The 14,107-nt window shown below is 47.9% G+C and carries 14 protein-coding genes; 13 read left to right on the forward strand and 1 reads right to left on the reverse strand.

What is annotated here, in order from left to right; translation table 11 throughout:
* Nucleotides 1–92 precede the first annotated feature (92 nt).
* The 13 genes from C1721_RS01655 to C1721_RS01720 all read left to right on the forward strand — a co-directional run bounded on the left by C1721_RS01655 (nt 93) and on the right by C1721_RS01720 (nt 13,325).
* Nucleotides 93–1,046, forward strand: a complete 954-nt coding sequence (locus tag C1721_RS01655; RefSeq protein ID WP_102406568.1) for an aldo/keto reductase — start codon at nt 93–95, stop codon at nt 1,044–1,046.
* Nucleotides 1,047–1,156: 110 nt separating this feature from the next.
* Nucleotides 1,157–2,422, forward strand: coding sequence for a flavodoxin (locus C1721_RS01660; RefSeq protein ID WP_102406570.1), 1,266 nt, complete (start codon nt 1,157–1,159; stop codon nt 2,420–2,422).
* A 231-nt stretch (nt 2,423–2,653) separates the two neighbouring features.
* Nucleotides 2,654–3,808 carry an iron-containing alcohol dehydrogenase gene (locus C1721_RS01665; protein WP_102406572.1) on the forward strand — a complete coding sequence of 385 codons (1,155 nt, stop codon included), beginning with the start codon at nt 2,654–2,656 and terminating at the stop codon, nt 3,806–3,808.
* A 34-nt stretch (nt 3,809–3,842) separates the two neighbouring features.
* Nucleotides 3,843–4,469: a flavodoxin gene (locus C1721_RS01670; RefSeq protein WP_102406574.1), complete on the forward strand. Its 627-nt coding sequence runs from the start codon at nt 3,843–3,845 to the stop codon at nt 4,467–4,469.
* 177 nt (nt 4,470–4,646) lie between these two features.
* Nucleotides 4,647–5,525 (forward strand): alpha/beta hydrolase family protein, encoded by an 879-nt coding sequence (locus C1721_RS01680; RefSeq protein ID WP_102406578.1) that lies wholly within the window; start codon nt 4,647–4,649, stop codon nt 5,523–5,525.
* A gap of 36 nt (nt 5,526–5,561) precedes the next feature.
* Nucleotides 5,562–6,518 carry an aldo/keto reductase gene (locus C1721_RS01685; protein ID WP_102406580.1) on the forward strand — a complete coding sequence of 319 codons (957 nt, stop codon included), beginning with the start codon at nt 5,562–5,564 and terminating at the stop codon, nt 6,516–6,518.
* Nucleotides 6,519–6,520: 2 nt separating this feature from the next.
* Complete coding sequence (locus C1721_RS01690; protein WP_102406582.1) at nt 6,521–7,411, forward strand: EFR1 family ferrodoxin; 891 nt, start codon at nt 6,521–6,523, stop codon at nt 7,409–7,411.
* A 16-nt stretch (nt 7,412–7,427) separates the two neighbouring features.
* Nucleotides 7,428–8,342, forward strand: coding sequence for a DMT family transporter (locus tag C1721_RS01695; RefSeq protein WP_102406584.1), 915 nt, complete (start codon nt 7,428–7,430; stop codon nt 8,340–8,342).
* Nucleotides 8,343–8,475: 133 nt separating this feature from the next.
* On the forward strand, nt 8,476–9,417 hold the full coding sequence (locus C1721_RS01700; RefSeq protein ID WP_102409188.1) for an EFR1 family ferrodoxin: 942 nt from the start codon (nt 8,476–8,478) through the stop codon (nt 9,415–9,417).
* Between the two features lie 22 nt (nt 9,418–9,439).
* Nucleotides 9,440–10,951: a 4Fe-4S binding protein gene (locus C1721_RS01705; protein ID WP_102406586.1), complete on the forward strand. Its 1,512-nt coding sequence runs from the start codon at nt 9,440–9,442 to the stop codon at nt 10,949–10,951.
* Between the two features lie 20 nt (nt 10,952–10,971).
* Nucleotides 10,972–12,384, forward strand: coding sequence for an aldo/keto reductase (locus C1721_RS01710; protein ID WP_102406588.1), 1,413 nt, complete (start codon nt 10,972–10,974; stop codon nt 12,382–12,384).
* Nucleotides 12,384–12,800, forward strand: a complete 417-nt coding sequence (locus C1721_RS01715; protein WP_102409189.1) for a DUF1893 domain-containing protein — start codon at nt 12,384–12,386, stop codon at nt 12,798–12,800. Before C1721_RS01710 ends, C1721_RS01715 begins: the two co-directional genes overlap by 1 nt.
* 12 nt (nt 12,801–12,812) lie before the next feature.
* Entirely contained in the window at nt 12,813–13,325 is a 513-nt protein-coding gene (locus C1721_RS01720) for an ECF transporter S component (protein ID WP_102406590.1), read from the forward strand.
* An 80-nt stretch (nt 13,326–13,405) separates the two neighbouring features.
* Here the strand turns inward: C1721_RS01720 and C1721_RS01725 are convergent, their stop codons facing one another.
* Complete coding sequence (locus tag C1721_RS01725) at nt 13,406–14,098, reverse strand: flavin reductase family protein (RefSeq protein WP_234347247.1); 693 nt, start codon at nt 14,096–14,098, stop codon at nt 13,406–13,408.
* Nucleotides 14,099–14,107 lie beyond the last annotated feature (9 nt).

Consider the following 14,107-nt stretch of genomic DNA (forward strand, 5'->3'; position numbering starts at 1 on the left):
AATTATAATTCAAGCCGTATTTCTTGTAAATCCGTTATGGATAAGTCCCACTAATTTTGCATTGTGAAACCATAAAGAAACGTATAAGTAATATGAAGAAGAAGTTTATAGCAATGTTTGTGTGTACAGCCTTGATGGCTTGCGCCTCTGTTTCCGCACAGGATATTTATAAGACGGCAGCCAATGTTCCGATGGTGCAACTCAACAACGGTGTTCTGATGCCCCAGTTCGGATTGGGAACTTTCCTGCAACCTTCCGATGCAGTATGTGAGCAGTCGTGCCTTACGGCGTTGAAGGCCGGATACAGGCACTTTGATACCGCTCATGCTTATAACGATGAAGCCGGCGTCGGTCGTGCCGTGAAAGCAAGCGGTGTTCCACGAGAGGAAATCTGGATTACGTCGAAACTTTGGCCGACCGAATACGGTGAAGGCAAAACAATGGAGGCTATCGATAAGATGTTAGAGCGTATGCAGTTGGATTATATCGACCTGTTGTACGTCCATCAGCCGGTTGGTGATTTCGTGGGTGCGTGGCGCGACATGGAAAAGGCCGTCGCTATGGGCAAGGTACGTGCGCTTGGTATCAGTAATTTCGATGCAAGTGATGAAGTTTTCCGCACGATTATGGACTCTTCGCGTGTGAAACCTGCCGTACTTCAAATCGAATGTCATCCGTATGCCCAAAGACCGGATGTCCGTGAAAAGGTAAAACCTTATGGCATCCATATTACCAGTTGGTTTCCTTTGGGCGGGGCGATGAGCAACGGGGCTTTACTGCAAGATCCCACCATACGGGAAATAGCTGACGCACATGGGAAAACTGCGGCACAAGTTATCTTGCGCGGGCATATACAGGAAGGATTTTCTGTTATTCCCGGTGCATCTAATCCCGACTATATCAAGGAGAACATCCAGATATTCGACTTTGAGCTGAACGAGGATGAGATGCGGACTATGCGTTCTCTGAACAAAAACAAACGGTTTTTCAATGTATCGCTGGAGGAAAAGGAGCGTACTTATTTGAAAATTCAGATGAAAGATTAAAAATAGTGTCTAAAACAGTCGGGATAATGAAAAATATCCTATTATTGCAGAGCATTTTTAACCGGGAGTGTTTTACAAGTTTATAATATGATTGACATCTGATATAGAATATGGGAGGTAGATATTTCGATAGCAGAAATGTACTGGTTGCTTGTCTCTCACAGGAAGATGCCATACGGCACATGGCAGAGGAAATCGGGTACATTACAAAGGGAGACTTGCTTTACCACATTTCAGACAGGACTGAAGACCTGAATGATTATGAGGTCGTATTCATCGGCTGCTCTGCGGAAGATGAGGCGGGCTGCACGAATATATCGGCCTTTGTCAAGCGTTTTGCCCTCACGGGTAAAACGCTTGTCCCGTTCTGTACTTATGTATCCTCCCGCCGTGACGAGGCATTGCAGAATATCGTAGATTTGACTCCCGAAGCCAAACACTTGACGGGATTGGGCATTAGGGATGTTGCAAGTTCGGAAGTTGAGTTGCAGACATGGATCAATCTTATCAACGAGCAATGGAATGAATTGAACGCAGATGATTCCGGCAGATATGCAGATAATGGTTCCGCTGCCGATCCGTCGGTCGATGGCCCTGCACCGATGCGGGGTACAGTTAATTTGTGGTATAGAGGGAATGTCCCGACGATTACACAAAATGCCGTCAATTCCGATGGTCCGGACTTTATACCGAACATGCGAGTTTTTACCGTTCCCGACAACGTGATACCCAAGGGTGCTGTCATCATCTGTCCGGGCGGAGCGTTTCTGTTCCGTGGCGTGCGCGTGGAGGGATATAGCGTGGCTGAAATGCTGGTCTCGATGGGCTATCAATGTTTTGTGGTGAATTATCGTATCTCACCTTATACCATGCAGGAGAGTACGGCGGATTTGGGGAGGGCTATCCGTTACGTGCGTGCCCATGCGTCAGCATATTGTATCGATGCGAAATGTGTCGCTCTTGCCGGTTTTTCGGCAGGCGGTCTGCTTTGCGGAGAGGTGTTGCTCCATTGGCAAGGATTGAAAAACGGTACGACTCTGGACAGGACATACCGGCCCGACGCTCTTGACGAGACCCCGGTTTCGGCCTGTGCCATCAGCATGATTTATTCTTTCTACGGGCAGATGAGTCTTCCTATGAACGATGTGGAAACGCTGCGTGCCGCCAGCCTTCCTCCGGCATTTTACTGTTGGGGAAGCCGTGACAGTCTCGACGGACTTTGTCGCCGGAATGCCGAAGCCTTATGCGAAGCAGGACACGGGGTGGAAATATATGTTCTCGAAGACTATCCTCACGGCTACGGCACCGGTGGAAGTGCCGATGTGTGGATTGAACGATTCGATGTCTTCCTGACCCGTATCATGTCCGGAAACTGACGCGGCAGTTTTATCCAGTTCACATATATGTTACCCGATTCGGTTTTCGAGTCGGGTTTACTTTTATATCAGCATTCTATCCGATAGTGCTTTAGAGTCATTTCACGGAGAGCGTCATTATCCGTAAAAGTTATATTTCAAGCCGTATTTTAGATAACAACGTACTGTCTGATGCTTCGTAATTTTGCGATGTAATCTCAAAATGAATACAAGTGTAATATTCAGAACGATATGGACAGTTTTGTTTATCAATATCCGGTCAAACAATATTTTGGCAAAGGATGCGCTGAAGAAGCGATTAAGAAAGAATTGAAGACGATAGGCCGCAATGTACTGCTGGCTTACGGCGGCGGCTCGCTGAAACGCACGGGGCTTTATGAAAAACTGCGAACGTGGTTGGAAGAGGCAGGCAAGCAGGTAACGGATTTCGGCGGAATCATGCCCAATCCGACCTATAATAAAGTACAGGAAGGTGCCGCTCTTGTCAGAAAGCACAAGATTGACTTTATCCTTGCGGCGGGAGGCGGCTCGGTACTGGACTGCTGCAAGATTGTTTCCGCCCAAGCTAAACTTGAAGAGGATATTTGGGATATGCAATATGCCAAACACCTGTACGCAAAAGAGTTTGTACCGATGGGGGCGGTGGTGACAGCCTCCGGTACGGGTGCGGAGCAGAATAACGGAGCAGTGATTACCCACGAAGAAAAGAAACTGAAGCAGGCTCTTTTCGGAGCGTATTATTCGTTTGCCGTGTTAGACAGCGATTTGACAAAGACGCTTCCTATGAAACAGGTCATCAGCGGTGCATTCGATACGTTAAGCCATTGTATGGAAACCTATATGGGAAGGCCGCAAGAAACCAACCTGTCGGACGAAATCAACGAGGCGATTATGCGAAACGTGATAAAGAATCTGCGCAGTCTCATTAAGAATCCCGATGATGATTTCGCACGCGGCGAACTGATGTGGGCTTCGGCGATTGCAGAGAACGGCATGCTCAAACTCGGCAAGCAGACGGATTTCCAATGTCACATGATAGAACATGCCGTAGGTGCTTACACCGACTGTAATCACGGACAAGGACTGGCCGTGATTCATCCGGCTCTCTACCGTCATCTGTTGGACAGCGGAAAAGAAAAACTGGCACGTATGGCTGAAACCGTATGGAGAGTGAAGGGAACGACGCCCGAAGAGACTGCCATGCGGGGTATCGAGACCCTTGAGGCATTTATCCGTGAAATCGGGCTTCCCACGCACTGGAGCGAGATGGGTAGCACAGACGAGACTGTGCTCCGTGCCGCAGCCAGCACCAGTATCATCATGCCCGGTTGCTGCCGTCAGTTTTCCCGAGATGAGATTTTCGAAATTCTGAAAGAACGAGTGTAAATCATATAATTAGTAATCATAAAATTGAAAGAATATGAAAAAGTTGTTTATCATCCCACTTTTATTTTTCTCATTGACAACGATGGCTGCCTGCTCGGAGCAGGATGACCCGACACCGGATACCGAAGAACCGGCAAATCCCGAAGAACCGGGGAATGAGGATGGAGAAGAACCGGAAACGCCCGACAGACCGTCAGGCAACAGTAAAATCCTTGTCGCCTATTTTTCCGCAACCGGAACTACTCAGCGTGTTGCCGAACGCATCGTTGAGCTTACCGGCGCCGATGTTTATCGCATCGAGGCTGCTGAACCATACGCGGAAAATCCATACGATGACAGCGACCGTATTCAGGACGAATCATACAATGATCGGCGTCCTGCTGTGGCAACCTTACCGGACAATGTGGAGGACTACGACGTGATTTTCATCGGTTCACCTATTTGGTGGCACAATCCGGCTATGGTCGTATGTACATTTCTTGAAAGTTACAATCTGAATGGTAAAATCATCGTTCCGTTCTTTACATACGGTGCTACGACCTATCTCCAACAGTCCATTGACAAGATTTACGAAGTCACTCCGCAATCTCTGCATCTAAGAACTTATCCCGGTAATGGAGGCGTGGAAAATTGGTTACGAAACATTCATATTATCGAATAATTTTTCAAGAAACACAGTGTTAAGATTTATATCAATCTCTCCATAAATCCGGAGAGATGATTTTTTTGTAACGATTCGATTTACCATAAAAATTACATTATAGTCTGTATTTTTTGTACGTATGCTTTGGTGCACCTCCTTTACCTTTGCAGCAGTAATATTCAAAATCAGGACAATATGAGGATACATTTGATTTTCATGCTAATATCAGTTGCTATACTGAACAGCCAAACGGCTTGTAGTTCGAATACGGAAGAAATTCAGGACCAAGTGGAAACGGAGGATACCGATATTCGCTATAATATCCGTACACAGGAATTGTCTTGCAACAATGACGGCAAATTCATTTACGGCGTTGTGTATCTTCCCGAAGAAAAGACCGGGAAACAGCCAACGGTTATCTATTCGCACGGCTTTGGCGGAACGAACGCAACGGGAACTTCTTATGCACGCGCTTTGGCAGAACGTGGATATGTATGCTATTGTTTCGACTTTTGCGGTGGTTCCTCCGCAAGTCGTAGCGATGGCCAAACGACCGAAATGTCCATCTTCACGGAACAGAGTGACCTGGAAGCAGTGATAGCTGCCATCAGACAACTTGATTATGTGGATACGAATAACTTGTTCTTGCTCGGTGCCAGCCAAGGGGGTATGGTCTCGGCCATGACAGCGGCGGCCCATGCGGATGATATAAAAGGCCTGATGCTGCTTTACCCGGCTTTTTGTATTGCCGATGATGCCCGCAGGCGGTTTGATTCCTTGGATGATGTGCCGGAAACGGTCAATCTGATGGGAATGACTATAGGACGAGCCTATTATGAACGGCTGTTCGATTTCGACACTTATCCAGTCATTACGCCTTATACCAAAGATGTCTTGATTATTCACGGCGACAGGGATGGCATTGTTCCCATATCCTATTCGGAACGCGCCGTCCAAGCCTATCCGTCTGCCACATTGGAAACTATGCCCGGCTCCGGACATGGATTTAGCGGAAACAATAGGCAAAGGGCTACAGACTACATTCTCAGTTTCCTTTCGTTTCATGTGAATTAGATGACATAACTATAAAAACAATTAAAAATCAGCATTATGGAAATAAAGAAAATTTTTGTCGCATTGTTTTCATGCGTAGGCCTGCTTGCCGGCACTACTGTTACGGCCCAGAATATCCAATCGGTGGCCGGTGTCCCTCTTATACGGTTAAACAATGGCACGCAGATGCCGCAATTCGGACTCGGAACATTTGGCATTCCTTCCAATGCCGAATGTAAACAGGCTGTTCTGACTGCATTGAAGAGCGGTTATCGTCATATCGATACGGCACATGCCTACTTCGACGAGCAAGGTGTAGGGGAAGCCGTTAAGGAGAGCGGCATACCGCGCGAGGAAATATGGATTACAAGCAAGTTGTGGCCAACCGAATACGGTGAAGGTGTGACAATGAAAGCTATCGACAAGATGCTGGAACGAATGCAGCTTGACTATATAGACCTGCTTTATGTGCACCATCCCGTAGGTGACTTTGTGGGTGCATGGAAGGACATGGAAAAAGCCGTAAGAGATGGAAAAGTACGCACGCTCGGCATCAGTAATTTCGATGTCAATGACGAGGTGTGGGATACAATCATGAAGAACTCTACCATCAAGCCCGCTGTTTTGCAAATCGAATGTCATCCATACGCCCAACGTCTGGATATACGGGAAAAGGCAAAAGAACAAGGGATTGCCGTAGAGTGCTGGTATCCGTTAGGAGGCGCGGCAAGCAACGGGCTTCTTTTCCGTGATCCGGTCATCAAGGAGATAGCGGATGCACATGGCAAGACTCCGGCACAAATCATCCTTCGCTGGCATATTCAGGAGGGGCTTTCCGCTATACCGGGAGCTACGAATCCTGACTATATAAAGGAAAACATCTCTGTTTTCGACTTTGAACTGAGCGATGAAGAAATGGTGAGAATGCGTTCCATCAATAAGGAAGAGCGTTTTATCAGAATGTCCATCCCTCAGATGGAAAAATTGCTTGATATTTATAAAGTAACAGACTGACTATGATCGATGACAAGAAAATGACACAGAGAGGTGCCCTGAAATACATGGGTGCTTCCGTAGCAGGAATGGCACTCGCATCTATGGGAGGGCTATCCTGTCTGACATCCTGTACTGAAAATGGGAAAAAACGAATTGTCTTCTATTTTACCGCTACCGGGAACAGCCTGTATGCTGCCAGACAATTCAGTGAAACACCGCTGAGTATTCCACAAGTGATGAAAGAAAACGAACTTGTGTTTGAAGCGGATGAAATCGGACTTGTATTTCCCGATTACCGTGCAATGGCACCGGAGATAGTGAAACGTTTCCTGCAAAAAGCCACATTGAAAGCTCCATATCTGTTTTCCATCATTACATACGGACATTGGGACTGCAACATAGTGGAAAGCTGGAATAAGTTTGCCTTGCAACACGGCGTACATTTCAATTACATCACCACGATACTGATGGTGGACAACTGGCTTCCTGTCTTTGACATGAACGAGGAAATGAAAATCGATAAGCAGGAAAATGAACAATTTCGTCAGGCGGTAACTGATGTGCTTAAAGAAAAGAACCATATCCCGGAATTGAGCGAGGAGGAACGGAAACGTTGTGAGGAAGTATTGAACCGCATACCCGTGCTTTTCCCTGTGAACAGTGAGGATATATTTGAAGTCAAGGACAACTGCATCGGTTGCGGTGTTTGCACCCGTGTATGTCCAAGGAAGAATTATATCCTTTCCGGAAACGGCGTAAAACATTCCGGCGACTGCGAGTATTGCCTTGCATGCATACAGAACTGTCCACAAAAGGCTATCGTGCTGAAAAACGGTGAGGCAAATCCTAATGCCAGGTACCAGCATCCGCACATCTCTTTGAATGATATTGTCCGGTCCAATATACAATAGACTATTCTGACAGCGGATGGAAATAATAGATAATAAGAAATATGCCGGGCATTTGGCGGCATTAGCCGCCAATGTCATTTTCGGACTGAGTATGCCCATTACGAAAATACTCCTGTCCGGCTGGATGACACCGCTTGGATTTACTTTGACACGGGTGCTGTTTGCAGCAGCCGTGTTTTGGCTAACCGGTTTCTTTATCCCCAAGGAAAAGATTGCCACCAAAGACCTGTTCATAATAGCGGCAGGCGGTTTTTTCGGTTTCATAGTATCACAATATCTGTTTGCGACAAGTTTGCAGCATATAACACCTGTCTATTATTCCCTGATAACCGCAATGAGTCCCGTAATCGTCATGTTGCTTGCCGCCCTGTTTCTCAAGGAGCCGGTAAGCGGTATGAAGATAGCGGGAGTGGCATTGGGAATAAGCGGTACAGCCTTACTTATATTGCAAATGGATATGGGACGTGGAAATGTCACAGGTATAATCATGTCGGTGGCAGCCAATACGGCATACGCCATTTATCTGATTATCACGAGGTCGGTATCGCAACGATATTCGCCAATGGTGCTGATGAAATGGCTATTCTTGTTCACGTCGCTGATGGTATTACCTTTTGGTATTACGGATTTGTTTTCCCAGCCGGTTTTCCAATCGGGAGTGTCTTATGAAGCTCTCGGTATGCTGGGATATGTATTGATTGGTTCGACTGCTATAGCTTATTTTCTGATTCCCTTTGCCCTTAAACGCTTGCGTGCAACGACAGTCAGCATTTACATGAACCTGCAACCGATTGTAGCCGCCATAACTTCCGTATGTATCGGGCAGGATACGTTCAGTTGGGAAAAGCCTATCGCATTTTTGTTGGTCATAGCCGGAGCCATTATCGTGACCCATAGTCCGTCAAAAAAAGAACTTAAAATAAAGTCATAAGGCAACATTCCTTCATGCCGCAATATCCGTAAAAATTATAGGATAAGCGGAAATTTCTGTAAGGCCGCTCTTGGAGGCATCATCTATCTTTGCAACAGACAATAAATTACAATAATTATCGAATATGAAAGATATGAGTACGGACAATAAAATCAGCCGTCGGGATGCTTTGAAGCGCATGAGTGCAGCTGTAATCAGCGGTGCTGTCGCTTCTTCGGGTCTGCTCTCGCTGACATCGTGCGAGGAGAAAAGGAATAAGCGCATTATCCTTTATTTTACAGGAACAGGCAACTGTCTATATGTGGCCCGTCAGTTGGGCGGAGAGAATGGGGAGCTGCTTAGCATTCCACAGATGGTAAAGCGAGGAAAGTATGACTTCGAAGCGGACGAGATCGGCATTGTGTATCCTATTTACGGTCATATGCCTCCCAATATGGTCCGGGAATTTATCAAAAAAGCACGTCTGAAAGCGGGATATAAGTTTGCCGTCCTGACTTATGGTGCAAGGAAATGTGACGCAGTGGAAATCTGGGACCGCATATCTCAAAATGCAGGCAACAAGTTCGATTACATCAATACGCTTATCATGGTGGATAACTGGCTGCCTAATTTCGACATGAACGAGCAAATCAAGATGGACAAGCACATTCCGGAGAATTTGCAGAAGATAACGACGGATATTAACGGACAGCGGCGTTGGCACGAACCGGTGACAGAAGAAGAACGTCAACAACATCAGGGTTTCATGCAGCGAAGCGGTCTCGACCCTGAAGTGGTTTTTTTGATGAAAAGCGATAAATGCTTTACTGTGACGGATGCCTGCATCGATTGCGGTATATGTACATACGTGTGTCCCCGCAGTAACTATGAACTGACATCGAGAGGGGTCAAGATGTCCGGTGATTGTGAGTTCTGTTTCGCCTGCATACAGAACTGTCCGCAGAAAGCGATACAGTTCCGCAAGTCGGAAGACGGTTCATTCCCTGATGGAACGGAAAAAAATCCCAATGCGAGATACCGCAACGAACATGTTTCGCTGATGGATCTCAAGCTGGCGAACAATCAGAAACTGTAATAACCGATAAAGCGAAGACGATATGTTGAGAAAAATAAGACTGATACTTGCCGTACTGTTTTTCATAGCGGTTACGGCTTTATTCCTTGATTTTACGGGAACAATCCATGCGTGGCTGGGCTGGACGGCAAAAGTGCAATTCCTGCCTGCCCTGCTTGCCATGAATGCGGGTGTGGTCGTCGCATTGGTTCTGCTGACGCTGCTTGTGGGCCGTGTCTATTGCTCGGTCATCTGTCCGCTGGGTGTGTTTCAGGACATTGTGTCGTGGATAAGCGGGCGGCGGAAGAAGAAACGGTATCGCTTCGACTATTCTCCGGAAAAGAAGTGGCTGCGCTACGGTGTATTGGGGCTGTTCATTATTGCTCTGGTTGCCGGAATCGATTCGTTTGTGGCATTGCTGGCTCCTTACAGTTCTTACGGGCGTATCGCTTCCAATCTTTTCGCTCCGGTATATCGTTTGGGAAACAACCTGCTCGCCTATTTTGCCGAGCGGGCGGACAGCTACGCCTTTTATGAAACGGAAGTGTGGATGAAGAGCCTGCCTACGTTCATTATCGCTGCCATTACGTTTGTCGTACTGGTTATACTGGCATGGAGGAACGGACGGACTTATTGCAATACGATTTGCCCGGTGGGAACGGTATTGGGATTTTTCTCCCGTTTTTCTTTGTTCCGTCCGGTACTGGATGCAGAGAAATGCAAGAATTGCAGTCTGTGCTCACGCCGTTGCAAGGCTGCCTGCATCGACTATAAGAATCATCGAATAGATTACAGCCGTTGCGTAGCATGTATGGATTGTATCGATACCTGCAAGCACGGAGCTATAGGGTTCCGAATGAGAAAAAAGACTTTGGATGAACAAGCTGAAAAAAGTGCCATACACAAAGACGATAAAAACCAGATAGATAATGCACGTCGCAGTTTTCTGACGGCAACAGCCGTAGTGGCCACCACAGCAGCACTAAAAGCACAGGAGAAAAAAGTGGACGGTGGTCTGGCGATCATCGAGGACAAAAAGATACTGGTACGTGCCACGCCGATTGTACCGCCGGGTGCATGGAGCGCACGCCATTTTGCACAGCATTGTACGGCCTGCCAGCTTTGCGTGTCGGCCTGTCCCAATAATGTGCTCCGTCCTTCGACTGACTTGCAGAAACTGATGCAGCCCGAAATGTCTTATGAACGGGGATATTGCCGTCCGGAGTGTACACGTTGCTCCGACGTATGTCCCGCAGGAGCTATTCGGCCGATAGCAATCGAAGAGAAATCATCTACCCGTATCGGCCATGCCGTATGGATTAAGAAGAATTGTATTCCGCTGACCGACGGTGTGGAGTGTGGCAACTGTGCCCGTCATTGTCCTTCCGGAGCGATACTGATGGTTCCCTCTGACAATGACGATATGAACTCCGTCCGGATTCCGGTTGTCAATGCCGAGCGGTGTATCGGGTGCGGCGCATGCGAAAACCTGTGTCCGGCACGACCTTTCAGTGCCATATATGTGGAAGGACACCCTGTACATAGCGTGATGTAAAACTTATAAGCAATAGAAATATGAGTAATCAAGATAAAAAGAAGAAAGTCCTGTCCCGTCGGGATTTTCTGAAAACGATAGGAGTCGCCGGAGTAGCCACAACCGGACTGTCGGCGTGTGTAGGTGGCGGGAAAGACGGGACATTGACGGTATCTGCCGGAGAAATCCCTACGGACCGGATGACTTACCGGACGAATCCGACATCGGGCGACAAGGTGTCGTTGTTGGGGTTCGGTATGATGCGTCTGCCCTCTGTCGGCGGCCGTAGTGCCCGCGAAGGGAATGAGGAGATAGACCAGGAGATGGTAAACGAGCTGGTGGACTATGCCATCGCCCACGGAGTGAACTATTTCGATACATCGCCCGCCTATTGCCGGGGCAAGTCGGAACGCGCCACCGGTATTGCTCTGAGCCGTCATCCGCGTGACAAATATTTCATCGCTACCAAACTTTCCAATTTCTCACCGGCCACGTGGAGCCGCGAAGCCTCCATCGCAATGTACCGCAATTCGCTCAAGGAGTTGCAGGTGGATTATCTGGACTATCTGCTGTTGCATGGCGTGGGTATGGGTGGCGGCATGGAAGAGTTCGAGAACCGGTATATGAAGAACGGCATTCTCGACTTTCTGCTGGAGGAGCGCGAAGCGGGACGTATCCGCAATCTCGGATTTTCCTATCACGGTGATGTCCGGGTGTTCGACTATTTGCTTTCCCGACATGATGAATACAAGTGGGACTTCGTGCAGATCCAGTTGAATTATTTGGACTGGAAGTATGCCAAGCAGATCAATCCGATGAATACCGATGCCGAGTACTTGTATGGCGAACTGGAAAAACGCGGGATTCCGGCTGTCATCATGGAACCTCTGCTTGGCGGTCGGCTCTCCAATGTGCCGAGCACCATCGTAGCCCGCCTCAAGCAGAGAGAGCCTGAGATGAGCGTGGCTTCGTGGGCGTTCCGTTTTGCCGGCAGCCTGCCCGGCGTGCATACCGTGTTGAGTGGCATGACCCGTATGGAGCATTTACAGAACAATCTGCGCACTTATGCTCTCTTGAAGCCGCTGACGGAGGACGATTTCAAGTTCCTGCAAGATACGGCCACGCAGATGATGCAGTTCAACACCATTCCCTGCAATGACTGCAAATACTGCATGCCCTGTCCGTATGGTTTAGACATACCCGCTATCCTGCTCCATTACAACAAGTGTCTGAACGAAGGCAATATCCCGGACAGTACACAGGATGAGAACTATCGGAAAGCCCGGCAAGCCTTTCTCGTGGGATATGACCGCAGCGTCCCCAAGTTGCGGCAGGCGAGCCGGTGCATCGGTTGCAACCAGTGCAGCGTCCACTGTCCACAGCGTATCAATATCCCGAAGGAACTGCACCGGATAGACGCATATGTGGAACGTTTGAAACAGGAAATCGGATGATGGACGACTTGGTTCAGATACTGAGAAACGGCAACCATTCATTAGTAGTAGCCGGTGATGGAATCCGCACATTCGACGGTCGAGGCATATCCGACTTGTATGGTCTTCTGACGGAACATCCCGATTTGCTTCGGGGTGCGTCCGTTGCGGACAAGGTGGTCGGCAAAGGTGCCGCTGCGTTGCTGGTGTTGGGTGGTGTCCGGGAGGTACATGCGGATGTCATCAGTACGTCTGCTCTTGTATTGTTTGAAGATACTGGCATATCAGTCCGTTTTACACAAGAGGTTCCTTACATCGTCAACCGGCAGGGAGACGGAATCTGTCCGGTCGAGACCTTGTGCAAAAAGTGTGTGACTGCCGTTCAATGTCTGTCGTTTATAAAAGAGTTCGTTTCAAAAATGAGGAATAAATTCTAAATCATCAAGAATATGCAAACAACAACTGTAAAACTTTACACATTGGGCTATACAGAGTTGAAGGCCTATCTGGCAGCCTCGTTATTCATTTTGGGCAATATCGTCCTGCCTCAAATTTTTCATCTCATGCCCCAAGGGGGAATAACCTGGCTGCCTATTTACTTTTTTACGCTTATCGGGGCTTACAAGTACGGATGGAAAGTCGGATTGCTGACTGCCGTATTTTCTCCTGTCGTTAATTCGTTCCTGTTCGGTATGCCTTTGCCTGTCTCCCTTCCGGCCATCCTGCTGAAATCCGTACTGCTGGCTGTTTCTGCCGGGTATGTGGCACATCGGTACGACAAGGTATCCATATCGCTTTTGCTGGGTACGGTATTGTTCTATCAACTTGTCGGTACGCTGGGAGAATGGGGCATGAAAAGGGATTTTTATCTGGCCGTACAGGATTTCCGCATCGGTATTCCCGGCATGTTGCTTCAGGTATTCGGCGGATATGTATTCATCAAATATCTGATTCGCAGGTGAAGAAACGAATATCTACAAGCCTAAAAAAACGGGAGACATCGCACAGAATGCCTCCCGTTTTTTGATGTAGTGATTTTCGGCTATTGGAACTTTTTCCCCGAATGCCATGCCTGCCCTATGCTGTCGCCGACTGTGCGGTAAACCAATGCGGACGAGTCGAAAATGATGGGTTTGAGTTTGGCAAGATCCACTTTGCCTTCAGCATTGAGGATGCTTTCGTCGGCACTCCAGTTCACGACTTCGCCGACTACCCGTGCACCGCCTTCTCCGTTTTCCTCCATTTCGATTACACGACACTCCAGCGTGAGTTTGTACTCGTTGATGATAGGTGCATCAACATTGGGGCTGGGTGTGGCGATGAAACCGGCTCGTTTCACTTTATCGGGTATTTTGTTACCGCTTACCAGCCCGAAATAGTCAGACTCCGCCATGTTTTCCTCTGTGGCGAAGCTGACCGTGAAGGCTTTTTTAAGACGGATATTGTCGGTCGTCTTGTGCGCCCCCAAGTCGAATGTGATTTTGTCGTAGTCGCACTGGCCACCCCATGCCGCCATCATCACGTCCGGAACCTGGTTTTCGTCATAGGTCGCAATCATGATACACGGCTGTGGGGTCATGACCGGATGTTGTGCGCCAAAGTTCCTGCGTCCGGCGACTTCCTTTGCTTTCTCTTTCTGGTTCATATTTATATTATTGTTATCGGTTGTCTTACTGTTTTGATTGCATGCCGCCAATGCCAGAAGCAGCACGGCCATAGTGATTGTTTTTCTCATTCTATTTTC

Source organism: Parabacteroides bouchesdurhonensis, assembly GCF_900186615.1.
Taxonomy (GTDB): domain Bacteria; phylum Bacteroidota; class Bacteroidia; order Bacteroidales; family Tannerellaceae; genus Parabacteroides; species Parabacteroides bouchesdurhonensis.